22 protein-coding genes are annotated in these 26463 nt (G+C 28.8%); 10 read left to right on the top strand and 12 right to left on the bottom strand.

Annotated elements, in window-relative coordinates; all coding sequences use genetic code 11:
* The first annotated feature begins 4 nt into the window (after window positions 1–4).
* From HMPREF1552_RS05990 to HMPREF1552_RS05955, 8 genes are all read left to right on the top strand, one after another.
* Complete coding sequence (locus HMPREF1552_RS05990; protein WP_021744223.1) at window positions 5–481, top strand: hypothetical protein; 477 nt, start codon at window positions 5–7, stop codon at window positions 479–481.
* Between the two features lie 49 nt (window positions 482–530).
* Window positions 531–725 (top strand): hypothetical protein, encoded by a 195-nt coding sequence (locus HMPREF1552_RS05985; RefSeq protein WP_021744222.1) that lies wholly within the window; start codon window positions 531–533, stop codon window positions 723–725.
* Window positions 726–753: 28 nt separating this feature from the next.
* Entirely contained in the window at window positions 754–2196 is a 1443-nt protein-coding gene (gene purB / locus HMPREF1552_RS05980) for an adenylosuccinate lyase (RefSeq protein WP_021744221.1), read from the top strand.
* Between the two features lie 6 nt (window positions 2197–2202).
* Window positions 2203–2601 carry a very short patch repair endonuclease gene (locus HMPREF1552_RS05975; RefSeq protein ID WP_021744220.1) on the top strand — a complete coding sequence of 133 codons (399 nt, stop codon included), beginning with the start codon at window positions 2203–2205 and terminating at the stop codon, window positions 2599–2601.
* 547 nt (window positions 2602–3148) lie between these two features.
* Window positions 3149–3817 (top strand): hypothetical protein, encoded by a 669-nt coding sequence (locus HMPREF1552_RS05970; RefSeq protein WP_021744218.1) that lies wholly within the window; start codon window positions 3149–3151, stop codon window positions 3815–3817.
* Between the two features lie 12 nt (window positions 3818–3829).
* Window positions 3830–4903: a DKNYY domain-containing protein gene (locus HMPREF1552_RS05965; RefSeq protein WP_039901295.1), complete on the top strand. Its 1074-nt coding sequence runs from the start codon at window positions 3830–3832 to the stop codon at window positions 4901–4903.
* A gap of 60 nt (window positions 4904–4963) precedes the next feature.
* Window positions 4964–8554: a DKNYY domain-containing protein gene (locus HMPREF1552_RS05960; RefSeq protein ID WP_021744216.1), complete on the top strand. Its 3591-nt coding sequence runs from the start codon at window positions 4964–4966 to the stop codon at window positions 8552–8554.
* Window positions 8555–8615: 61 nt separating this feature from the next.
* A complete protein-coding gene (locus HMPREF1552_RS05955) occupies window positions 8616–10448 on the top strand; it encodes a DKNYY domain-containing protein (RefSeq protein WP_021744215.1) in 1833 nt (610 codons plus the stop codon).
* Window positions 10449–10817: 369 nt separating this feature from the next.
* Here the strand turns inward: HMPREF1552_RS05955 and HMPREF1552_RS05950 are convergent, their stop codons facing one another.
* The 12 genes from HMPREF1552_RS05950 to HMPREF1552_RS05905 all read right to left on the bottom strand — a co-directional run bounded on the left by HMPREF1552_RS05950 (window position 10818) and on the right by HMPREF1552_RS05905 (window position 23723).
* On the bottom strand, window positions 10818–11831 hold the full coding sequence (locus HMPREF1552_RS05950; protein WP_021744214.1) for a LacI family DNA-binding transcriptional regulator: 1014 nt from the start codon (window positions 11829–11831) through the stop codon (window positions 10818–10820).
* Between the two features lie 400 nt (window positions 11832–12231).
* A complete protein-coding gene (locus HMPREF1552_RS05945; protein ID WP_021744213.1) occupies window positions 12232–12657 on the bottom strand; it encodes an RbsD/FucU family protein in 426 nt (141 codons plus the stop codon).
* Window positions 12658–12684: 27 nt separating this feature from the next.
* Window positions 12685–14469, bottom strand: a complete 1785-nt coding sequence (locus tag HMPREF1552_RS05940; protein WP_021744212.1) for an L-fucose isomerase — start codon at window positions 14467–14469, stop codon at window positions 12685–12687.
* A gap of 28 nt (window positions 14470–14497) precedes the next feature.
* A complete protein-coding gene (locus HMPREF1552_RS05935; RefSeq protein WP_021744211.1) occupies window positions 14498–15484 on the bottom strand; it encodes an ABC transporter substrate-binding protein in 987 nt (328 codons plus the stop codon).
* A gap of 20 nt (window positions 15485–15504) precedes the next feature.
* Window positions 15505–16434, bottom strand: coding sequence for an ABC transporter permease (locus HMPREF1552_RS05930; RefSeq protein WP_021744210.1), 930 nt, complete (start codon window positions 16432–16434; stop codon window positions 15505–15507).
* On the bottom strand, window positions 16421–17929 hold the full coding sequence (locus tag HMPREF1552_RS05925) for a sugar ABC transporter ATP-binding protein (RefSeq protein WP_021744209.1): 1509 nt from the start codon (window positions 17927–17929) through the stop codon (window positions 16421–16423). Before HMPREF1552_RS05925 ends, HMPREF1552_RS05930 begins: the two co-directional genes overlap by 14 nt.
* Complete coding sequence (locus tag HMPREF1552_RS05920) at window positions 17930–19387, bottom strand: rhamnulokinase family protein (RefSeq protein WP_039901294.1); 1458 nt, start codon at window positions 19385–19387, stop codon at window positions 17930–17932.
* Window positions 19388–19396: 9 nt separating this feature from the next.
* Entirely contained in the window at window positions 19397–20050 is a 654-nt protein-coding gene (locus tag HMPREF1552_RS05915; RefSeq protein ID WP_021744207.1) for an L-fuculose-phosphate aldolase, read from the bottom strand.
* Between the two features lie 409 nt (window positions 20051–20459).
* Window positions 20460–20600 carry a hypothetical protein gene (locus tag HMPREF1552_RS12555; RefSeq protein ID WP_021744206.1) on the bottom strand — a complete coding sequence of 47 codons (141 nt, stop codon included), beginning with the start codon at window positions 20598–20600 and terminating at the stop codon, window positions 20460–20462.
* A 391-nt stretch (window positions 20601–20991) separates the two neighbouring features.
* On the bottom strand, window positions 20992–21807 hold the full coding sequence (locus HMPREF1552_RS12900; RefSeq protein ID WP_021744205.1) for a tannase/feruloyl esterase family alpha/beta hydrolase: 816 nt from the start codon (window positions 21805–21807) through the stop codon (window positions 20992–20994).
* A gap of 73 nt (window positions 21808–21880) precedes the next feature.
* Entirely contained in the window at window positions 21881–22642 is a 762-nt protein-coding gene (locus tag HMPREF1552_RS12895; RefSeq protein ID WP_255349263.1) for a tannase/feruloyl esterase family alpha/beta hydrolase, read from the bottom strand.
* Window positions 22643–23027: 385 nt separating this feature from the next.
* On the bottom strand, window positions 23028–23723 hold the full coding sequence (locus tag HMPREF1552_RS05905) for an alpha/beta hydrolase-fold protein (RefSeq protein WP_021744203.1): 696 nt from the start codon (window positions 23721–23723) through the stop codon (window positions 23028–23030).
* Between the two features lie 269 nt (window positions 23724–23992).
* Between HMPREF1552_RS05905 and HMPREF1552_RS05900 the strand changes: the two genes are divergently transcribed.
* On the top strand, window positions 23993–24748 hold the full coding sequence (locus HMPREF1552_RS05900; protein WP_039901293.1) for a hypothetical protein: 756 nt from the start codon (window positions 23993–23995) through the stop codon (window positions 24746–24748).
* A 174-nt stretch (window positions 24749–24922) separates the two neighbouring features.
* Entirely contained in the window at window positions 24923–26137 is a 1215-nt protein-coding gene (locus HMPREF1552_RS05895) for a M20 family metallopeptidase (protein ID WP_021744201.1), read from the top strand.
* The last annotated feature ends 326 nt before the right edge of the window (window positions 26138–26463 follow it).

Raw genomic sequence — 26463 nt, 5'->3', positions numbered from 1 at the left:
AGTAATGAAAAAAATATTAGTAGTGTTGATGTTGGCTGTAGGAGCAATTTCATTTTCAGCTCCAGCACAAAATGGTAAAAAGTCTAAAATTGATAAAACTGTGAATGAAAGTACTGCTCAAAATTTATCTTTTAATACGATTACATTGAAATTAGTTGGAACTAGAGTTTCAAAAACTGATAAAAATAAAATAGAATTGGAATATGAAAATTTTAAGGCAACTGGAAATAATAAAAAAGTTTATACAGAAAAAGACTTTCAAGTAAATGGAAAAAATCCAAAAATTATTATAAATAAAACAATTTCCACTGCAATGATGGAAAATTTTATTAATAGTGATGAAGAAATTTCTATAATAGGATTTTTAGAAAATAATGAAGGAATCAAATTTAAGCCCTTTGATTTTAGTTTTAATGTAAATAAAGATGAAGTAAAAAAGATTTATTTTAAGGATGGGGCAATTTACATTTGGGATAATTAGTTACTAGAAAGTTTTGTAAATTAAGATTTTGTGTATATGAAGGAGAATTATGAATAAAATAGTAATTATATTATTTGGGATTTTGAGTATTTTATCATATTCTTCCGAAGCTCAAATAATAACATGTTGTGAAAATTGTTATCGTAAAAACTCAAAAATAAAAAATAAAAATTATGATTGGGATATATTAGGTACTGGATTTAACTGGAATTTAGATTCAGAGTATAAATTACAGGAAAAATAAATCAAATCAAGTAGGAGGAAATGGGAAAATGGAAAATATGAGTATATATTCAAATCCGTTGGCGGAGAGATATTCAAGTAAGGAAATGTTGCATATTTTTTCACCTGAGTTTAAATTTAGAACCTGGAGAAAGTTGTGGATAAATTTGGCTGAGGCTGAGAAGGAACTTGGGCTTGATTTTATTACGGATGAGCAGATTGAAGAACTTAAAAAATTTAAGGATGATGTGGATTTTGAAGTTGCGGCAGAATTTGAGAAAAAATTGAGACACGATGTGATGGCTCACGTTCATACTTATGGAGAACAGGCGAAAAATGCAAGAAAAATCATTCACTTGGGAGCGACAAGTGCGTATGTTGGGGATAATACTGATTTGATTCAAATTAAGGAAGGACTTTTAGTTATTAAAAGAAGAATGCTTACTTTGATTGAAAAAATGAGAGATTTTGCATTGGAATATAAAGACTTGCCTACTCTAGGATTTACGCATTTTCAGGCGGCACAGCTTACAACGGTTGGTAAAAGAGCGACATTGTGGCTTCATTCTTTGCTTCTTGATTTTGAAGAGCTGGAATTCAGACTTGAAAACTTGAGATTTAGAGGAGTTAAAGGGACTACTGGTACACAGGCTAGTTTTAAAGAGTTGTTTGAAGGAGATTTTGAAAAAGTAAAACAGTTGGATGAACTGGTTACTGAGAAAGCTGGATTTGGTAAAAAACAAGGTGTTTCGGGGCAAACTTACGATAGAAAAGTAGATGCACAAATTTTAAATTTATTGTCGAATATTGCTCAATCTTCTCATAAATTTACGAACGATTTTAGATTACTGCAGCATTTGAAGGAACTAGAAGAGCCATTTGAAAAAAATCAGATTGGTTCAAGTGCGATGGCTTACAAGAGAAATCCGATGAGAAGTGAAAGAATTTCATCACTTGCCAAATACGTGATTTCAAGTTCACAAACAGGAGCATTAGTTTTTGCAACACAATGGTTTGAAAGAACATTGGACGATTCGGCAAGTAAAAGACTTTCGATTCCACAAGCATTTTTAGCGGTGGACGCAATTTTGATTATTTGGCTTAACATTATGGACGGAGTTGTCGTTTATCCAAAAGTGATTGAAGCAAATATTCAAAAGGAATTACCATTTATGGCAACCGAAAACATCATTATGGAATCAGTAAAAAAAGGAATGGATAGACAAGAAGTTCACGAAATTATTAGAGAACTTTCGATGGAAGAAACAAAGGAAATTAAATTGAACGGAAATCCTAACAGACTAATTGACAGAATTATAAAAGACGGTAGATTAGGACTTAAAGCAGAAGATATGGAAGGAATCTTGGTTTCAGCTAATTATACTGGATTTGCTGGACAGCAGACTGAGGATTTTGTGAAGAATGAGATTAATCCGATTTTGGATAGATACAAGGATGAGATTCTTGAGGATAGGGAGGAATTGAGGGTTTAATAAAAAATGAAAAAGAAAAAACCTCTCACAAGAAGCCAGAACATGGCAAGAATAAAATCTAAAAATACTAAACCTGAAATATATATCCGTAAATTGCTTTATAAAATGGGATATAGATACAGGGTTAATTATTCGGAGCTTCCAGGAACGCCTGATATTTATATTTTGAAATATAATACTGCAATATTTGTAAATGGATGTTTTTGGCATAGGCATGAAAATTGTAAAATTGCAACTTTTCCTAAGACGCATGCTGAATATTGGGAAAAGAAGTTTAGGAGAAATGTAGAGAGGGATATTGAGGTTCGTGAGAAGCTTTTTGAGATGGATGTTAGTGTTATTACAATTTGGGAATGTGAAGTTAACAGGATGAGAAAAAATGAGGATTGCAGAAGTATTTTCTGAATTTTTGACAGAAAAAGGAATAAAAATGGTATTGAAGGAAATAGGAGAATATTAGTATATTTATGAGATTGAAACTGGATATTACTTATTACCTTTATTTGTTGGAGGTGAAACTACTGATAAAAAATGTCAGTGAGCCTTAATATTCATCTTTTTACGAAAAATTATTTTCCAGAAGGAAAATTATATATTCAAAAATTAACAGGAGAACCGCTTTATAATGCAATTTGGATAAATTATAGAAACTGGATAAATAATGACTATAAAAAGTTGTGTGAAAATATTTGAATAAAAAATAAATTTTAAAGTATTAGAAACATGAAAAGATCATTGGGAAAGATAAGTATTCAGAATTAGAAAGGAAGAAGGTTTAATGGGAATTAAAGAGAAAAAGGAATTAAAAAATTGAATACTTTACAAGTAAAATTACAAAGTGAAATTGAAGCTATATATTTTTTCTATTTACAATGGAGAAAGTGTATAGTTTTTTATTTTAATAAAATATGCTATAATTTTATAAAAATTAAATGAAAAGAGATGATAAATTATGACTAAAAAATTTAATTACAAGCCATTAGTTGAATATACAGATTATGCTGGGAGAAAATATATTAAACCTGAAAAAGCAGGAGATTTAAAGGAAGATATGGAGCTTTTTAGAAAAAATGGACAGAATGCACGAAAGATTTTTACTGAAATAGCCAAATCTGTGGAGGAAAATGTGGAGGGATTTCATTTGCAGAAAGTTAGCAGCTGGATGAATCAAGGACAGGTTGCAAGACCTTATCTTTGGGTGTTTTTGAAGCAGGATGGAGATACTGAAAATGAATCTGGAATTGCACTTAGAGTCTTTAAAAATGAGAAAACTAAAAAAGTGGGAATTTCGATGGAAGTGAGTTTTGTTGAACGTAAAATTGGGGAAAATACTCTTGAAAGACAGAATAAGGTTTTAGACTTGCCAATTAAGAAGCCACTTTATTATTTTGTGCAGTTTTCAAAAAGTAAGGAAAACTGTATGCTGGATAGAATTGAAGGAAGTGAAAAAAATAGGGAAAAATTACTTGAAGATATGAAAGAGAAAAATATCAGAAAAGTGCTTGTTAAATTTGATGTGGAAGAAATTGAAAAATTTGAAAATCTTGAAGATTTGACAAAGGAATTTTTAAAAGGCTTTAAATTACTGATGCCATTTTATTTAAAAACGAAAGAAATTTAGGGAGTGATAATTTTGAATTTAAAAAAATTGTTAAAAATATTTGGGTTGTTAATTTTGACAGGAAATATTGTGAATGCAGAATATATAAAAAGAAATGGTGAAATTTATTATCGGGACTGGAGTGAAGAAAAGACAAGAATATTAAAAAATATAGATAAAAAATCATTTGAAATATTGGAAAATGATTTTGCAAAAGATAAGAATAATATTTATTATCAAGGGGAAAAGATTGAAAAAATAGATCCTAAAAATGCTAAAATATTTGGAAGCCATTTTGTGAAGGATGAGAAAATTGTTTTTGATGCTGATGAAAAAAAGGAATTGAAAGATGTAGATACAAAAACACTTAAATCAGTTGGAGATTATTATTTTAAAGATAAGAACAATGCTTATTTTGATATGAAAAAAATTGATGAAAAAGTTGATTTGGAGACGTTTGTTTATTTGGACTATTTTTATGCAAAAGATAAGAATAATCTGTATTTTTATGGACAAAAAGTGAAAGGTGTAAGTCCGAATAATTTTAATTTTTTGACTTTGTTAAGCAGTGTTCCTGATAACATAATTAAAAGCGGGAATGATTTTTATCTTGTTTATGAAAATGATTTGAATGAAAAAATATATGCGAAAAAAATGGATTTTCCAATTGACAAGGATACTTTTGAAAGTTTTTCCATGAGAGTTTATAAAGATAAAAATAATTTTTATTATTATGATGAAACTGATGATATAAAAAAAGGAAAAACGCTTATTAAATTTAAAAATGAGGCTGATATAAAAACACTTAAATTTTTGAAGGAAAAAAATGGTGAAAAAAGTGATGAATATATAAAAGATGAAAAGAATGTCTATTATGTGGATGAAGAAAATGTAGAGATAAAAAAGATAGAAAATGCTGATTACAAAACGTTTCAAATTATCGAATACTTATATGCAAAGGATAAAAACAATGTTTATTATCAAGGGAAAAAGTTAAATAATGTTAATCCAAATTACTTTAAAATTGTAGACAATGAAATAAAATATAATAATGAGTTTTATAAAATTGATGACAATATGAATCTTATAAAAATAGAAAGAGAATAAAAAGTTGAAAAAGTATTTTATTTAATAAAAATTAAAACTTATAAAATAAGGAGTAAGTGCATGAAAAGAAAAAATTTATTAAAAATATTAATTTTATTTATCCTAGCAGGAAGCATTGCAAATGCGGAATATTTAAAGGAAAATGGGGAAGTTTATTATGAAATGCCATATCTTGAAATTAAGTTGAAAGTGAAAGGTGCGGATGCGAAGACTTTTGAGAATGTAGGAGAAGATAAAATGGAAACAATTGGATTTTTTGGGAAAGATAGCAAGAATGCTTATTTTCTTGGAAAAAAGATAAAAGATGTTTCGCCTAAAGAATTTGAGATTTTGGATACAAAATATGTGAAAGATGACAAAAATTTGTATAAATTTGAAACTGATTCGTTTCCTTATTTTTCAAGTAGTGAAATAAAAACGAGAAAAGTTTCGATTGACGGACTTGATGTGAAAAGTTTTAAAGTTTTAGAGAACGATAAAGATTCCTACACAGATTATTATGTAGATAAAAGCAATGTTTATATGGATAAAGATAATCTGAAAAAAATAACAGGAGCGGATAGGAATTCTTTTGAAATTTTAGGATATTCTATTGCTAGAGATAAAAATAATGTTTACAACGAAGGAGAAAAGCTGGAAAATGTAGATATTGCAAGTTTTAAATATTTTGACTATGGGATAGCGAAAGATAAGAATAGAGTTTTTTATATTGATAGGCATAAAGACATTGAAAATGCAGATGCAAAAACTTTTGAGAGAATGGGAGAGAGCTACTATTTTAGGGATAAAAATAATGTTTTTGCTTTAAAAAATGATTATTCTGACTCTAATTATAATTCTGGCTTGGAAGTGTTGAAAAATATTGATAGGAATAGTTTTGATATTTTGAATAATGAAATTGGGAAGGATAAAAATGGAGTTTATTATTTTGGGGAAAAAATAGATGGGATTCCTTCAAATAATGCTAAAATTGTTGAAGAATTAGGAGATAACGACTATATTCTTCAAAGTGGCAATGACCATTATTTGATGACTGTAAATGAAAAGGATTCAGATAATAATGAAAGATTTGAAATAAAGAAAATAGATACCTTGGATATTGATTTTGATACATTTAAATATTTTGAGATGTCTGATTTGTATAAAGATAAAAATAGTTTTTATTATCATTCAGATAATGACTTGAAAAAAATTAAAAGCGATATTGATGTTAAAAATGCTGAAAAAATGATTAAATTGCGTGATTTTATAAAGGACAAAAATAATATTTATCATTTTTCTGATGGAAAACTTGAGAAAATTAATTTGAAAATCGATGTAAATAATTTGGAATACTTGGATGATGGAAATTCTACTTTTAGTAATTATTTGAGAGATGGAAAAAATGTTTACTTTGTGAATGATGAAGATGGAAAAGTAAAGATTGTGAAAAATGTTGATAAAAACACATTTAAAGCTGTAAACGGAAATTATGGAGTGGATAGTAAAAATGTTTATTACTTGGGAGAAAAATTGGATTTTGTAGGACTAGATGGGCTTAAAATCTTTAATGATATTTATTTGAAAGATAAGAAGAATGTTTATGAAATTTCTATAAATAATAACGATAAAGTTAAAATAAAGCCGATTAAAAATCTTAATATTGATGTTGTGACTTTTGAAAATATTTATGAAGGATTTTATTATAGAGATAAAAATGCTATTTATTATGTGGACACAGATGAAAATAGTGAGAAGAAAACTTTAAAAATATTGAAAGGAGCAGATCCATCTACATTCGAGCTTGGAATTATTTCAATAGATAAAAATAGTGTTTTTATTGAAAATCAAAAATTGGAAGGTGTGAGTTCCAAAGGGTTTGAAATATTAGATAATGAGTTTAATTTTGTGAAAGATTATAAGAATGTTTACTATTTGGATAGAGAAAGTGATGGAATTACTTATAAAGTGGAAGTTTTAGATACAAAAGGAGTTGATATTCCGAGTTTTGAATTTTTGGGGGATTTTTACAACAAATATTACAAAGATAAGAATAACATATATTTTTTGAACGATAGAGATGACAAAATGAAACTTGAAAAATTGAATTATGCAGATCCAAAGACATTTGAAATTATTAATGGTAATTTTGCAAGAGATGATAAAAATCTTTATATCTTTGGGTACAAAGTGGATGGAATTGATCCAAAGACATTTGAAGCATTGAACTATGAAATGATAAAAGATAAAAATGGAGTATATTTTTTGGAAAATATTTCAGAAGAAAATGAAAATTCAGAAATAAAAACTAGAAAGTTGAACTTAAAAGGATTGGATTTAAGAAGTTTTAAAAAAATTGATGATAGCGATTATTATTTTAAAGATAAAAATAGTATTTACTACGAGGATTCTGGAAATTTACATAAAATAGAAAATGTTGACTTGAAAACATTCAAAGACTTGGATTATAATTTTGCAAAAGATAAAAATAATATTTATTATAAAAATAAAAAATTGAATGGAATCGATGCAAAAACTTTCGAAAAAATTAGTTCCAATATTGTAAAAGATAAAAATGGACTGTATTTCTTAGAAGATATTGAAAAAGAAAATGAAAATATAGAAATAAAGACTCGAAAAATAAATATAAAAGGATTAGATTTAAAAACTTTTGAACATATTGATGACTATTATTATAAAGATAAAAATAATGTTTATTATGAATCAGATAATAATCTTTATAAAATAGAAAATACTGATTTAAAAACTTTTGAAATTTTAGATTCAAGTTATACTGGTTATGGTAATTTCTCAAAAGATAAAGATTATATTTATCTAAATAATAAGAAATTAGAAGAAATAGATGCAAAAACTTTTGAAAAAATGCGGGCTAATCTTATAAGGGATAAAAATGGTATTTATAAAATTGAAGAAGACGAGGGAAAATACAAATTTAAAATAGTTCCAATCAATATAAAAATTGATTTCAAAAATCTAAAAAACTTAGATTTGGGATATTTTAAAGATAGCAAAAATGTTTATTATTTTGACGTGGATAAATTTGAAAAAATAGAAGGGGCAGAGGCTAGTTCATTTGAAAAAGTAGAATATGCTGGTTTTTACAAAGATAAAAATTATGTCTATTTTAACGGTAAAAAGATAGTTGGAATGGATTTTAAAGATATTGAAAATAGAGATGAGGAATGGTCAATTATAGAACTGGAGGGAACGTGGATAAAATACAAAGATAACGTTTACTATAAAGGAAAAAAATTAAAAGGAATCAGCTCTGATAATTTTAGTTATTTTGATGGCGGATTATGGTATGAAATAATACTATCTGATAAAAATGGTGTTTATAAATTTACTGAAACTGAAGATAACAAAAAAACAATAGAAGTAACTCGATTGGATAGTAAAGGCATTGATTTAGAAACTCTTGAAAGAATTTATTCGCCAATGGACAGTTCCTATTATTTCAAAGATAAGAATGGCGTTTATTTTATGGATGGAAATAAATTTGTAAAAATAAATGGAGCAGATAAAGACAGTTTTAGGGTAACAATGACTGGAAAATACGGAAAAGATAAGAATAACGTTTATTTCGAAGGGAAGAAAATGGAAGGGAAAAATCCAGTTGACTTTGAGGAGGAAATGGAGATTAAACAATAAAAATTATTTTATTTGAATTGTTAATAAATCAAAAACTTGAGAATAAAAAAGGAGAGTTGTTGTGAACATTAAAGGACATTTGTTAAAAATTCTGCTTTTGTTTATTTTGGTGGGGAGTGTTGTAAATGCAGGGTATTTTAAAGAGAAAAATAAAATTTATTTTATTGACACAGTGGAAGATTCTGAGAAAAAAGAAGTTGTGAAAAATATTGATTTTAGGACTTTTAAAATTTTTGAAGAGAATGATAATTTTGCGAAAGACAAGGATAATGTTTACTATAAGAATAAAAAGCTGGAAAATGTAGATGTGAATTCTTTTCAGATTGAAAATCCTTTTATTGTAAAAGATAAAGATAATGTTTTTTATATTACAAATAATGAAATTATAAAAATTAAAGGATTTAGTCCAGAAAAAAGTAAAGTTATTGTTCAGTTTTACGTACCAACTATACTAATTAATAAAAATGGTATTTATACTTTTGATAAATATGAAAATGGAGAAATTACGATAAAATCAATAAAACCTGCTAGAATAGATATGAATACTCTAGAAGTCGTGGACGGAGAAAACATGACGATGCTTTTCTACTTAAAAGATAAAAATAACGTTTATTTTATTAATTATAAAGAAAGTGAACAGAAAATTTCAGATATTGATGTCGAAAATGCAGAGGATGCGGGAAATGATAACTATAATATCGATATTGAAATAAAAAAATTAGAGAGTGCAGATAGCGGCAGTTTTAAAATAGATTCTATATACGGGAAAGATAAAAATAACTTATACTTTTTAAATAAAAAAATAACAGGTGTAAATCCTAAAACTTTTAAAGTTGTTGGCTCAAATAAACTTATTATCAAAGATGACAAAGGGGTTTATTATCTTGGAAGAGAAGAAGTGAAAAAAATTCAGAATGCCGATATAAATAGCTTTGAAGAAGTATCGAAAGAATATTATCGAGATAAAAATAATGTTTATTATTATGATAATTATGATGGCGATGTAAAAAAAGTTAAAGGGGCAGATGCAAAAACTTTTGAAGCAATAGAAGGCTATGCATTAGGAAGAGATAAAAATGCTGTTTATGACAAAGGGAAGATGATAAAGGGCTTAGACCCTGTGACATTTGAAGATTTAAACGGAGATTTTTACAAAGATAAGAATGGAGTTTACTACGAAGGAATGCTAATGAAAGGAATTGATTCAAAATCTTTTGAGCCATTCGCAAATTATACACATGTAAAAGATAAAAATGGAGTATATTCCTTTTATCAAAAAGAAAATGAAGTTGTTGTTGAAAAAGTTGAAATTTCTCCAGAAATTGATTTAAAAACTTTACAACCTATCGAAAATTATTCTGAATATTCAAAAGATAAAAATAACGTTTATTATCATTTCAAAAAAATAGAAGGTGCTGATATAAAAACTTTTGAACCTGAAGGGTATTCTATTGGAAAAGATAAAATGGGAGTATATTATGAAACTCGTAAAGTAAATGGAGTGGATGTAAATAGCTTTGAATATTTAAAAAATGATTTCTTTAAGGATAAAAATAATATTTATTATAAAAATAAAAAGGTAGAAATATTCAAACCTAAAAACTTTGAAGTAATAGACTATTCTTTAGTAAAACAAAATGAAGATTTGTACTATTTTACTGAAGATGAAAATAATAATACAAAATTTGTTCCATTAGAAAGTAAAAATGTTGATATTGATACTTTTCAAATTCTTGATGATGATTATGCAAAAGATAAGAATAATACCTATTACAAAGGTAAAATTTTTAAGGAAGCAGATGTAAAAACTCTTGATAAACATTATAATGAAAATGATAACGGATATAAAATAAAGGATAAGAAGAAAGTGTATAAAATAAAAGAATTAGACTAAATAAAATAGCTATGTTTATAAAAATGTAATAATTCAAATATAAAATATTAAAAAAATTTGCTAAAAAAGTTCTGGATGTATTTACAGTTTATAGGTTGTGTTATTTATACATCCAGTCCTGAATTTTCCTGAATTTCTGTTTTTCATTGTAGTTGACAGTTTTGTTACTAATATTCCGATAAATGATAATATTGCGAAGTAAATTTTAACCTTTTCTTATTCTCATTATGTTTTTTATATTTATTGTTATTTTTATTGAAAATAATTTTCTCTTAACTTCTCCTATTTTTATTCTGAAATATAGTACAGCCATTATATTAGTTTTATTTTAATTTTGTAGTAAGAATATTCATATTATCGCTATTATTCTTAATCTTTAATTTTTACTACTTTTTCCGAATTTCTGAGAATTAAGGTAGGAGATACAATAACTATTTTCTTACTTCTGTTATTATTTTTCATTTCTTCAAGTAAAAGTTTTGCTATTTCTACTCCTGTTTCCTCTATATCTCTATTTATTGCACTTATATTTATTCCTAATATTTCAAAATATTTATGATTGTCATAGGATACTATTGCTATGTCATCCGGTATTTTTAGATTTTTTTCTCTTATTGCTTGTAATGCTCCTAAAGTCATTTCATTATTACATATAAAGATTGCAGTTATTTTCTTATTTTTTTCAAGAATTTTTTTTGTGTTTTCATATCCGCTATCAAAGTGAAAATTCCCTTCATATATATTTTCTTCAGATACTTTTTGGTTTTTTTCCAACATTGCTTTTTTGTATCCTTCCAATCTGTTTAATCCATTTGTTGTAGAAAAAGGACCTGTAATTATCGCAATATTTTCATGTCCTGAATTAATTAGTGCTTCTGTTGCTAAATAACCACCTTTTATATCATCAAAAAATACTCCTGTAAATGTTTCATCAAAAATTTGTCTGTCAAATAAAACAAAAGGAATACCAGAATCAAGTAATACTTTTATATCCTTTTTTTTATGATGCTGAAGAGATACCGAAAGGATAATACCACTTGGTCTTTGCTCAATTACATTTTGAAATACTTTTTTTTCTTTTTTTATATTCTCATCAGTACTGTAAACAAGCATATGTAAATTATTTTTATCCATTATGTTAGAAATTCCTTTTATTATATCTCCAAAATATGAATTTTGAATATCTGGTATAATTACAGCTACTGTATTTGACTTATTGCTAGACAAGGAACGAGCGATTCCATTTGGTATATAATTTACCTCTTCAATAATTTTCAATATTTTTTCTTTTGTTTCTTTACTAACATAACCATTATTTGAAATTACACGAGATACTGTTGATTTTGAAAATCCTGATAATTTAGCTATTTCTTCTATTTTCATTATATTACTTCCTTAAATCATAAATATTATTTTTTTATATCAATTCATTAGCAAATATTACATTATATTTAACCATAGTAAATATTCAATATTAGTTTAGAACTTTCTATTTTTATATCTTTTATTTTTTGAAAATGATAAAATTATTTTCTAAATTTGATGCAATAGATTAATTTATGATATGTAGATCCTTTCTTAGTGTTCCTGTTCAAAAATATAATACCATGAATTTATTATTTATGCTATCTTTTTCTTTATTTATATAACTATACAGTTTTTTTATCAAATAATATTTTAATATTTATAATTGATAAAAAGAACACAATTTAAAGATTAAAATTTAAAGCTTAAAAAATCTATAAAATCGTGTTCCCTTATTTTGATATTTGTTATTTATACGTTATTTTATAATTCCTTTCTTTAAAATAACATTTGCATAAATAGCTTCTTCAGATGTGGCAATTATGGCGTATGCCTTTTTTGCTCTTTCATAAAATTCAAATCTTTCTACAAATTCAAAGTCTTTAAATTCTTCATGTTTTTCTAAAGTTTTTCTATAAACACTCCATACTTCAGGTTCTCCTACATACTCACTTCCTGTTTTCATTAATGAAACTGCACTTTCTACATACGTATCAAGGGGGAATATTTCTAGTATTGATTCTAGAAGTTCTGCTACACCGCTTGCATCTGATCTAATAAGTTTTTGTGCATGACTTGCTGCAGGAAAGTTTCCATCTCCTATCACAATTTCATCTCCGTGTCCCATTTCACATAATATTTTCAGTAATTCTGGACTTAAATTTTTAGGTATGTTTTTAAGCATTTTTTTACTCCTTCATTTACATATTTTTTATTTACCTATTTTTTTATAAATTGGTCCAAAATTTTCACATGCTCTGTAATCAGCACCTTCTTCATTCATGTCTCCAAAACTTGCCCAAACTTTAGGACGGAATATTCTGTCAGGATTTACATTGTGCATACATACTGGAATTCTAAGCATAGATGCTAGTGTTATCAGTTCATCACCTATATGTCCATAAGATATTGCTCCATGATTTGCTCCCCAGTTATTCATTACAGAATAAACATCTTTAAATGCTCCTTTACCAGTAAGTATAGGTGCAAACCAAGTTGTTGGCCAAGTTGGATTTGTTCTGCTATCAAGTGATTCATGAATATCTTTGTCTATGTCAATTGCATATCCTTCAGCAATTTGAAGTACAGGCCCTTGCCCTTTAACAAGATTTATTCTGCACATTGTAACAGGCATTTCTCCTTTTGTAAGGAAGCAAGAAGAGAATCCTCCACCTCTGAAATAATCATAATCTGCTGCAGGCCAGCTTGTAGATTTTAAGGCATTGTTAACTTCTTCTTCTGTAACTTCCCAGTATGGTTTCATAACTCGTTTACCATCTCTTATTTGATCTCCAGTTGCATCTAACGTAGCTGACCCTGAGTTAATTAAGTGAATTATTCCATTTTCAGCTTTTCCTGTCAATTTTTTACCTGTAACTCTTTCTACAGCTTCTGGACTCCAATAAGTTCTAACATCTGCAAATATTTGCGCAGTTCCAGTTAAAAGGTGTCCAAACAGCATAGATATTCCATTTAAAGCATCATTTTCAGTTGCAACTGTAAAAGCTTGTCTTATTCCATTCCAGTCAAAAGATGAATTTAATATAGCTTCAGAAAAATCACCATTAGGCATAAAATCTGTCCATTGTCTTTGTCCTTGGAAACCTGATACTATTGCATTATTTCCTTCAGATTCTTCAACAAATCCCATTTCAGCCAATTTAGGATTTCCAATCATCATGTCTCTTATTATAAGAGTCATTTTCACAACTGTCTCCCATTCTTTATTTTTAACTTCCTCTGTTCTAGAAACTTTGTTTATATCTAGTCCTTCTTTACAATGTTCTTTGACCCATTTCAAAGCTTTTTCATATTCTTCCTTATCGTAAATCTCATTTTGTATTCTTCTAGTAATTTCACTCATATCTTTGAATTCAGGACGAATTCCCAAATAATCTAGAAGGAATTCGCTATTCACCATAGATCCTGCTATACCCATGGAAACTCCACCTACAGATAAGTAAGATTTGTCCTTCATTGTTGCAACAGCCAATCCAGCTTTTGTGAATTTCAGCAATTTTTCTTTTACATCGTCAGGAATGGAATCATCAGATAAATCCTGTACATCGTGTCCATAAATTCCGAATGCAGGAAATCCTAGTTGTGCATGTCCTGCCAATGCTGCTGCAAGATAAACTGCTCCTGGTCTTTCTGTTCCATTAAATCCCCAAATTGCTTTTGGAATATCAGGTGTCATATCAATTGTTTCACTTCCATAGCACCAACAAGGTGTCACAGTTATTGATAATCCGACATTCTGATCTTTAAATTTCTGATTACATTTTGCTGCTTCAGAAAATCCTCCAATTGTTGTATCAGAAATTACGCATTCTACAGGTTCTCCACTAGGATGTCTTAATGTGGAAGAAATTAGCTCTGCAAGTTTTTTTGCCATCCCCATTGTTTTTTCTTCTAAAGATTCTCTAACCCCATTTCTTCTTCCATCAATAACAGGTCGAATTCCTACTTTAGGAAGTTCTCCTCTTAATCTGTTCATTAGTCTCACTCCTTAAATTTTTGTTTATTTATTTTCTTCCAAAAGGAAACATCTTTTTAGTAATATCTGGATTGTTTATGTTTTCTTTAGTTACAAGAATTGCTCCTGTGTCTATTCTTTTTTCAACTTTTTCACCTTTTGAAAGTTTATACAATTGTTGTACTGTTTGATATCCCATATTGTAAGGATCTTGTATAACTAGTCCTGAGATAACTCCTTTTTCAAGGAATTTAGCTAAATCTTCAGATGAGTCTATTCCTACTAGAGCTACTTTACCAGTTAACCCTTTTTCTTCTACTCCTTTAGCAACACCAAAAATAGAAGGTTCGTTTGTTCCATAAATTCCTGCAATATCTGGATTTGCATTGATAATATCAAGAGTTATTGCCAATGCTTTTGATTTATCTCCATCACTAAATTGTGTATTTAATATTTTAATATCTGGATATTTTGCCAATGCTTCCCTAAATCCAGCTTCTCTTTCTATAGCTGTTGTTGTTCCAGGATTATGAGATACTACTGCTACTTTACCTTTTCCATTTATAAGTTTTGCTAGTTGTTCTCCAGCCATTGCTCCTGCAACTTTATTATCTGTCGCAATAAAACTTGATGTAATATCACCTTTTACATTTGAATCAAATGTTACAACTGGTATTTTTGCATCCATAGCTTTTTTTGCTACTACTGCCAATGCATCTGGGTCAAGAGCCGCGATTCCTAACGCAGATACTTTTTTGTTAATTGCGTTTTCAACCATACCTACTTGTTTACCAATTTCAGTTTCTTTTTCAGGTCCAATAAAGTTTACTTCTACTCCTAATTCTTCTCCAGCTTTTTTAGCTCCTGCTTCTACTGATCTCCAAAATTCATGCTGATAACCTTTACTTACCAATTCAATTTTAATTTTGCCTCCAGAATTTGCTGCTTGTCCTGCTCCAGCATCTTTTTTGTCTTCACTTTTTCCACAGCTAAGAATCGCTGCAAATACTACTAAAAATAATAATAACCTTTTCATAAGAAATCTCTCCTTTAAATTTATTTTTTATTTTTTAAACTATCTATATATACTGCCACAAGTACTACTACTCCTATGGCAAATTGTTGCCAGAATCCTGATACATTAAGCATATTAAGCCCATTTTTCAATGTACTCATTATAAAGGCTCCTAGTATTGTTCCTAAAATTGATCCTGAACCTCCCATAAGACTCGCACCACCGATTACTACTGCGGCAACGGCATCCATTTCGTACCCTGTTCCTTCAGTAGGTTGTGCTGAAATCAATCTTGATGCAAGAAGAATTCCTGAAATAGCACATAGAAAACCACTTAATCCATATACAAATAATTTTATTTTATCTACATTTACTCCTGAAAGTTTTGAAGCAGCTTCGTTACTTCCAACTGCATAAGTATATTTTCCAATGACTGTTTTTTTCAGTACAAATGAGAATACTGCTGTTATTATAATTAGATAAATTACTGGATTTGGAATACCTAATACTGTTCCACCTGATAATTTATCAAAACCATCGTTTAATCCTGAAACTGGGATTCCGTTTGTTATTGCTAAGACAAGTCCTCTAGTAATCATCATTAAACCTAAAGTAGTTATAAATGGAGGCAGATTAGCTTTAGATACTAATAGTCCATTTATTATTCCACATGCTATACCACTTACTAGTCCTAAAATTATTGCTAGAATTGTAGGAATTCCAGCTTTCATTGCCATTCCCATTATAACTCCTGAAAAAGCTACAATGGAACCTACTGATAAATCAATACCTCCTGTTATTATTACAAATGTCATTCCTATAGCTATAATTCCAATGATAGCAGTCTGTAAAGCGATTGTCATGAAATTTGTTATTGAAAAAAACTGACTGGATGTTATTGAGAAAAATATTATCATTATTATTAAACTGGCAAATGTAACCAATTGTTGCATTATTTTATTCTTTTTCATATTTATTTATTCCTCCTGTCGCAAAATATAGTATTCTTTCTTCTGTTGCATCTTTTATATCTATTATATTACCTATTTTCCCTTCATGCATAATCATTACTCTATCACTCATTCCAAGTATTTCAGGTAATTCAGATGAAATCATTATAATCCCTGCTCCTGTTTCAACTAGTTCATTCATAAGATTATAAACTTCTCTTTTCGCTCCTACATCTATTCCTCTAGTAGGCTCATCAAATATCACTATTTTCTTATTTTGACAAAGCCATCTTGCCAATATAACCTTTTGCTGATTTCCTCCACTCAGATTTTTTGTGAATTGTTCTTTTGATGGAGTTTTTATTTTCATTTTTTCTATGTATTTCTTTGTTATATTTTCAGATTTATCTTTGTTTAAGACTGATTTATCTGATACTAAATTTAAATTTGCAATCATAATATTGTCTTCTATTGATAAATTAAGAAAAAGTCCATCTTTTTTTCTGTCCTCTGTCAAATATGCGATACCTAACTTTATTGCTTCCTTAGGATTTTTTATATGTACCTCTTTCCCCTCCATGAAGACTTTTCCACCTGATTTTTCATAGGCTCCAAAAATAACTTTTGCCATTTCTGTTCTTCCAGATCCCATTAATCCTGCAACACCTAAAATTTCTCCTTTTTTAACTGAGAAATTTATTGCCTTTACATGTTTTTTATATGACAAATCTTCAACTTCTAGCAAAGCTTCACCAATTTCAACATTTCTTGCAGGATATTGTTCAGTTATATCTCTACCTACCATCAGTTTTATTAAATCATCATTCGTTGTATCCTTATAATTCACAGTGTCTATATATTTACCATCCCTCATTACTGTTGCTCTATCTGCAATTATTTTAAGTTCTTCCATCCTATGTGAAATATAAATTATACCTACACCATCCTTTTTAAGATTTTCAATGACTTCAAAAAGTTTTTCAATTTCCCTGTCTGTAAGAGCTGCAGTTGGTTCATCCATAATCAATATTTTTGCATGTGTTGAAAGTGCTTTTGCTATTTCCACCATTTGCTGTTCTGCTACACTTAAATTCATTACCTTTTCCTCAGGTGATATTTTTAATCCTAGCTGATTCAGAATTTTTTGAGCTTCTTCATTTTGTTTAGTCTCATTTACAATCCCTTTCATCCCTTGGAATTCTCTTGTAATAAATATATTGTCTGCAACTGAAAGATGAGGAAGCAGGTTAAATTCCTGATAAATTATACTTATTCCATTTTCCTGCGCTTCTTTAGGATTTTTAAAATTTACACTTTTTCCATTGTAAATTATCTCACCTTCATCCTTTTGATATACTCCAGTAAGAACCTTCATTAATGTTGACTTCCCAGCACCGTTTTCTCCTAGAAAAGCATTTACTTCTCCAGCATACAAATCAATGTAAGCATGATCCAGAGCTTTTACTCCTGGAAAAGTTTTAACTATATTTTTCATTTCCAGTATTTTTTCAGCCATTTATTTTTCCTCCTTTCTTTTAGATTTATATTCTATTATTTCTACAGAATTTTTTACAATTTCTCTTCCTTCTTCTAAATTTTTAACAAGTCCAAGAGCAATAAACTGTGTTATTATATTTCCAAACGCTGATGCTTCTATTGGCCCTGCTTTAATTACTCTACCTGTTTCATCTGAAATTTCCTGACATAGGAATTTATCCTGTATTCCTCCTCCAATTGCTATAATTGAAGTAAATTTGTTTCCAACCAGTTTTTCTAATTCCTCTATACCCTTATTGTACTGTTTCTTTAAACTGTTGTATGCCACTCTTAGTAAATCTTCATTTGTTTCTGGAACTTCTTGCCCAGTTTCTTTGCAATATGCTTTTATTTCAACGTCCATCTTTTCAGCGTGTAAAAATCTTTCATTTTCTAAATCAACAAATGAAATCAAGTTTGATTTCTTAGCCATATTTCCAAAATCTGAATAATCTATATCAAGATTTTTTTCATTAAATATTTTTTTCAGCTGTTGCAGTATCCACAAACCTGGTATCATTTTCAGCACTCTTGCTTTTTTTTCTATTCCGCCTTCATTTACAATATTATTTTTAAAAGCTTCTTCATTTACAACGGGAACATCTGATTCAAAACCAATTATTGACCATGTTCCGTTTATTACATATAAAGAATTTTCTACTAATGGTGCTCCTGCTATTGCGGCTGCTGAATCATGAGATGCAGTCAAGATTACATTCAAAGGTTTTATTCCTAGTTCTTTCTGAATAGTTTCCTTCAATGGTGCAAGAACTTGACCTCCATGTTCTATATCTCCAACAATGCTTTCAGGAATATCTAACTTTTCAAATATTTTTTTGCTCCATTTCTTATTATCAATATTTACCATTCCGCTAGTGGAACTGATTGTATATTCCCACGATTTTTTTCCTGTAAGAAAATATGCAAATAAATTTGGCATAAATTGAAGCTGTTTTGCTCCTTTTTCAAGAACTTTTCTTTTATGTATATCATAAAATATTTGATAAACTGAATTAAAAGAATAAAACTGAACTCCTGTTTCATTAAATATTTCTTCAAGAGAAACTTTATTATGAACTTCTTCAAAAACCTGTTCTGTCCTTGTGTCTCTATAGCATATAGGAAGCGATAATAATTCTCCTCTTTCATCAATCCATCCGTAATCTACTCCCCAAGTATCTACACCTAATCCTAGAACCTCAATATTTTCACTAGTAACAATACTTTCCTTCGAAAATACTTTTTTTAATCCTTCTTTTAATTCATTGTATAAATAAGGGAAATCCCAATATTCATATTGATTTAATTTAACAGAGCAATTTTTAAATCTGTGCATTTCCTTCAATTCTATTTTCTTAGTATCCTCATTTAAAATACCCAAAACCAATCTTCCTGACGAAGCTCCGTAATCAAATGCCAGAACTGCTTTTTTTCCCAATGCAATCACCTACTTTATAGATTTTATTTGTCCGTATGTTTTAAATCTCTCAAGCATGCTGTTCATTTCGTTATCAGGTAATATAATAGGTTCTCCTATATTTCTCGCCTTTATATACAAATTAGAGATATACTCTACCTGAACTGTTATATTGAAAGCATTTGCTATATCCTTTCCAGCTGTTGTCAATCCATGGTTTGCGAGTATTACTGCAAGACTGTTTCCCATTGCCTTATAGGCATTTTCAGCTAGTTCCTTTGTTCCATACGAAGCATATTCAGCACATTTTACTTTTGTTGCTCCTGTTACAGCAATCATATAATCAATTGCTGGTAAATCTTGTCTCAAGCATGCTAATACTGTAGTGTACACTGGGTGGGTATGTATAACAGCATTTACATCTTCACGATTTCTGTATAAAATCATGTGCATTTCTAATTCACTTGAGGGTTTTAATCCTTCAATAAGTTTTTTGTCCAAATCAACTATTGAAATCATTTCTGGAGTTAATTCTGAGTAGTTTACTCCAGTTGGGCTTATTGCAACCAACCCTTTCTCTCTGTTAAAAATACTTACATTACCAGCTGTCCCGTTTGTAAGTCCTTCTGACAACAATTTAAGAGAATATTCAATTACTTGTTTTCTTTCTTTTTCAAGAATCATAATTTCCTCCTTTTATTTGTGGAATCGCTCCCAGTTTAATTTTTTGATTTTTTCCACAAATTACAATTTCTCTTTTTATTCATAGGAGCGTTCTTAGTTACCTATTTTACTTCTTTTTCAAGAATCAAAATTTTGTCATCTATTTATAGAAGCGTTCCTGATTAGCTGTTATCTTTCTTTTTTAAAATCATAATTTCCTCCTTCTATTTAATAGGAGTGTTCTCATTAAATAGTGTCTTTCGTAGCTTATTATCAATATAATCTAATTAATTAATTATATGAGAACGTTCCTATATATATCTTACTACTAATATAACCTATTTTTTAAAAAAGTCAATACCCTTTCTCACTTTTTTTTAATAAAAAATGATGTTTTGATTTAATTTTTTCAACATCATTTTTATATTTATTATTTATACTTGAAATTTTCTGCCTTGTTCTTGTCTCCACCAACATAAGTTGCTACTTTTGGATATGGACAAAATAGCTGTTCCTTATTTGAATCTGGATATTTTTTTCCAGCTTTTCCAACTAGACAATCTGGTGCCATATTTTCTTCAGTTCATTTTTCAATAGTTGTTAGCACATCAAAATTTTCCATCATAGGATATCTATCGCAACAATTTATTCTAGAAATCATGAATAAACGCTTGAAACTATCTAAATTTCGCATATTTTTGATGAATTTACTATATACTAATATAACAAAAAATCTATATTTTGAAGTTTTGAATACTTTTAAGAAAATATTTTTTGTGTTGTGAGATAATACATATGTGACAAGAATATACAAAAAAAGAAAGGTTTCTGATATAATGTAAGCCTACCAAAACCACATTAAGGAGAAACCTTTCATATGAGTAGTATATCAGAAATATTAAATAAAAATGATGTAGAGAAAATTAATTCAAAACATCATTTTTTTGTTACACTTTTATTGTTTATTCACATTTAAAACTACTTGCCTTATTCTTGTCCCCACCAACATAAGTTGCTACCTTTGGATATGGACAAAGTGGCTGTTCTTTATTTGGATCTGGATATTCTTTCCCAGCTTTTCCGACGATGTAATCTGGAGCAACACCATTTTCTGTCCATTTTTCAAGGGCTGTTAACGCGTCAAAGTTTTCCATTGCAGGACCTCCACCACAGTGATTCATTCCAGGAACCATGAATAATCTTGCAAAATTATCAACATTTCCCATATTTCCCACTAATTTTTTGTACCAATCTCTAATGTCATGGGCTGAAAATACTGGGTCTGATACACCTTCATAAATAATCATTTTCCCACCACGAGCTTTAAATGTTGACAAATCCGTTTTATCAGCATCATTTAATCCACCAATTTCATTTGTCTTGGCAACATCTTTGTCAAAATCAAAGTCTGTTGATTTCATTCCAGGTTTTGCAGGTTTCATATAGTAATCACTCAAACTTGACACACCCATCATGAAATTCATTGAATTTGGTGTTCCTGTTTTTGAAGTACCATGTTTCCACATACGCCAACCTCTTGTACTTATTCCCGCATCATAAGGCCAGGAAGCATAGACATTTTCTCCTTTACTGTTTTTTGCACCTTTAAATATTGCATTCAGCAAATCAACTTTTTTCTTACCAATTTTTTTCTCAACCATTTCAGGTTTAAAGTCACATTTTTCCCAGCTGTTTATAATTCCATCCTTCAATCCATCTTTAGCATCACATCTTTCAACTACACCTTCTGCAACAGCCTTCAAATCTTCCTCTGTCAAAGCCTCTGCAACTATTTTATTACCATTTGTATCAATAGGTGCATATTTTAAAAATTGATTATTATCCCATACTTCACCAATCGCTGCTTTTGATAATCTGAAATCCAGGGTTCCCAGCTATAATACCATCAAATTCATTTGGATAGTACATTGCAGCCTGCATTGCTTCACGACCACCATTTGAACATCCCATAAAATAACTATGTTTTGGTTGACTACTATACATTATTTCTATTAATTGCTTTGCAACATTTGTAACTTTCCCAGTAGATTGAAATGCATAATTTAAAACTGCCTGCTGATCTTTTGCAAAGCTTGTATCTCTTGAGCCTGAATGTCCGCTATCAGTACTTACAACTACATATCCACGAGTTAGAGCAGGTGTTGCTGTTGACCCTGATGGACGAGCTTTTCCAACTGCTGGTGAAACAGTTCCATTCAATCCGCCTCCGCCTTGAAACAGAAATTTATTATTCCATTTCGAAGGCAGTCTTAATTCAAAACCAATCGAGTAATCTTTCCCATCTGCCCCTTTTCTCTTTTCAATTTCCCCTCTAACTACACAATGTGCGGGAGCCGAAGCCTTAGCTGTACTGGAACCACTAAATCTAGCATTAGCATCTTCTTCCAAAGGCCCTTCCTCTTTCCACTCTGTACTTGTAATCTCAGTCTGATAAATTTTACTGTTTTTTAAACTCATACATTTTTCCTTTGTTGCTCCAATAAATACAACCGATTTTTTTTCAACTTTTTTATTAGTCGCTTTTTCTGCAAAAGCTGTAATTCCTGCTACCATTAAAAGCGATAAAATCATTATTAATTTCAACTTTTTCATTACATTTCCTCCTAAAAATAAACTATTACTTTACCATTACCAGTATACCATAAAAATATAGAGTTATAAATATAAAAAAATGTTTTTTTGACTAATTGACTTTTTTTTAAAATATGATATAATTAAGTTGTTAAAAACCCTAAGGGGAACTTATAATAGAATAAAATTACTGACAAATTAAGCTAGAATTTTCTAGCTTTTTTTGTTATAATAACAAAGAGTTCAGTAAACTCATATTCTATTATAAGGAGGTTTAGAGCAGTAAATAGCGATGAACTTATTAGACTTCTAGTTCTTTTGTACATTGTTTACAGATTAACTAGATAGTCAAAGAATCTCGAATTTCACCTCTGCCTCTACCCTTAGGGGATTTAAATTAATAAAATTAACAATTTTCTAAAATCCAAACAAATCCTTTTCCAGTTCGTATATCTGAATTATTAAAATGATTTCCCTCATTCCATTCCAAAATACTTTTTTCAATTCCAGAATTTTTCAATATTTCAGAATATTCCCTTATATTATCACCAATTTTAGCTAATATTTTATGTTTAGAAGTTTCTTCCAGTTTTCCAAGACTCAAATATACATTATTTGCCTTTAGTTCAGCATTTCTTACAAAATCTATCCAGCCCTCATACCACACAGAAGGAGAAACACCTGCTACTCCATAAAAAGTATTAGTTTCATAACCACTCCACAGTGAAAATAACCCAGCAAGAGAATATCCACCTAAAATATATTTCACATTCTTATCTTGAATATTTATAAATTCTGCCAAACTCGGAATCAGTTTATCCTTTACAAACTCTAATGTTTTATCTGCTTCATTACCAAAGTTACCTTTTCCACGAAGAAGTGGCATTTCCCACGGAGTCAGTTCGCTGTTCCAGTCGTTTATTTTAAAGGCAATAAGACTAAAATTTTTATTTGTATTTTCAGAAATATATTTAACCTCATTTTCTAGAACTTTGATATCATTTTCGTCTACAGGCTGTATCAAAATGTAGTCTGGGTTTTTATTTTCTTTTATATACAAAATACACTCTTTTTCTTCTATTCTTAAATTTAATTTTTTCATAACAGCTCCTTTTTAATATTTTTTGAATATTAAATCTATTTCAAATAAATTTTGATTAATATACTTAATTATAGCATATATTTAAGAAATTTTATTTAAATTTCTCTATGATATTATTATAGTTTTTTTCTTTAAGTACATATATTTAATTTTTTTTGAAATTGTAGTAAAATAAATTATACAGTAAAAATTTTGTTTATTTTATGACTTTAGATTTGTTATACAATAAAAAATAAAATAACAGATAATATAAGATGGAGGTTAATTTTATGAATGGTGAAATAGCGCAAATATGTAATATTGTGCTGGCTACTAAAAGTGCTTTAAAAAAAAGAAGCAGAATTAAATATAAACCTGTATATTACGAAAAAAAAGCTACTTTCATATTTTTTAATAATAAAAAATATAAGGCTAAAAGTATTGAAGAATGGTTTGATTATTGTATTGATAGAGGATTACAAAATATTAAGTTCTTAATTCCTCTACCTATAAAAGATAGTGATTCTCTTAATTTTACTAATATAAGTCAAGCTAGTATAGTTTGCTTTTTTGACAATAAATTAGTTACTTATTTTACTCCAAAATGGGAAGATTACAATAATGAATGGTATATTATTTACACAGAACATGAATGGAAACTTCCTCTAAAATCAAAACCTAAATTTTATGATAATACCGAAAATTTTAAAGATGTATTGAATAGAATAGCTATTTTAGCTGATAAAATTGATTTTCAAAATTTTGGAAATATCTTTAGAAAAGCTATTGATATTTTAAATGGAGAAAAGGTTGAAAATATACAAAAAACTTTTTATGGACTATATTTTTCTGAATTACCCAAAATTAACAAACACCTTTTTTATGCCTCAGATATTTCTGATGTTTTTGGTGGAATGGGATCCTGGAATGACAGCCCTACTTATTATGCACATAAAAAAGGGCTTGAAATTGAATATGATAACCTTTCGGAAGAGCTTTTAACACAAATCAGGCTTGCTCTTTTGTATTCTGTAAATGAATGGTAAATCTATAATAAAAATTTACACTATAAATTTGATGCCGTAATCAGTATTGCGATTTATATAATTATATTACAATTTAAAATATTATCATTTATTTTTCAAAAATTTACAAAGGCAATATTTTTTGATATAATAAAATTATAAAAAAACAGAGATTTAGAAAGGGATGAGGGAAAAATGGAATTGTTTAAAATTAATGAGTTTATAAATAAAAATGTTGATAAAATTTATGATGAAATGGTAAAGATTAGACGAACTATTCACGAAAATCCTGAACTTGGGGATGAAGAAATTGAAACGAGCAAATTAATAAAGAAATTTTTGACAGAAAATGGGATTGAATTTTTTGAAATTATAAATACTGGAGTGGTTGCAACTATCTACAATGATAATGAAAATATGAAAAACAAGACAGTTGCGACTCGTGCAGACATTGATGCATTGCCAATTTTCGAAGAAAATGAAGTTGAATACAAGTCAAAAAATATTGGGAAAATGCATGCTTGTGGACACGATGCACATACAACTATTCAGCTTGGAGTAGCAAAGATTTTGGCAGATAACAAGGATAAATGGCATGGAACTGTGAGATTTTTCTTTCAGCCAGCAGAAGAAACAACTGGCGGTGCTGATAGAATGATAAAAAATGGAGCATTAAAATTTGAAAATGATGAAAATCGAAAAATAGATGTCTTTTTTGCATTACACATGGCTCCAGAAATAGAACTTGGAAAAATTGGGATAAAGTATGGAAAGGCACATGCTTCATCAGCAAGAATACATCTTACAATAAACGGATTTTCTGCACACGCTGCATTGCCTCACAAAGGAGTTGATGCAATCTTAATCGGAGCAAAAGTTATGGAATTCTTGCAGTCAATAGTTAGCAGAAGAATTGATCCAAGAGAAGAATCCGTAATTACAATCGGAGCATTCAATGGGGGCTTTGCTGATAACGTGGTATGCGATAAAGTGGAAATGAAAGGAACTGCAAGAACAATGTCCGAAGAAACAAGAACATTTATAATCGAAACACTTGAAAAAGACCTGCCTAAATTTGTAGAATCACTAGGCGGAACAGTAAATGTGGATATTAAGCGTGGCTATGCTCCTGTAATTAACAACGAAGAAATGACAAAAAGAGTAGAAAATAATATTGTCGACTTATACGGCAAAAATGCTCTGAAATTAATAAAACAGCCTAGAATGGATGTTGAAGATGTTAGTTATTTCTTAAATGAAATCCCTGGATGTTTTTTTAGACTAGGAACAAGAGTGGAAGAAAAAGGCTTAATTTACGATTTGCACCATCCAAAATTTAATATTGATGAGGAAAGTTTAAAAATAGGAATAGGATTACAATTAAAAAATATTTTAGAATATTTGAAATAAAAAGTTTTTATTAAAGATTTACTTATTAATGTTTATTTTCCCTATTTATATTTTATATTTTTAAACTTTTTAACGTAAGGGTATCAAACGTCATGCTCTTTTTCGCAATGATAGTTATTTTAATTTCTTCAAATTATAATTTTAGATATTGGCGAAAGTGCTATGCACTAATCCCCATTTAAATAACGAATTTATTACAAACTTTTCTAATAAATTATATAAACCTGATGTTTTCAAGTAATTTAAGATATAATTCTTATTTTTTTAAATAACGTTTATTATAAATTAATCCGTCGGAGCATTTTTCTGTACTGGCAAAACTGTTT

This window comes from Leptotrichia sp. oral taxon 879 str. F0557 (assembly GCF_000469385.1).
GTDB classification, from domain to species: domain Bacteria; phylum Fusobacteriota; class Fusobacteriia; order Fusobacteriales; family Leptotrichiaceae; genus Leptotrichia; species Leptotrichia mesophila.
Note: the sequence above shows the minus strand (reverse complement) of the source record. Positions and strands in the feature narration are given on the sequence as shown.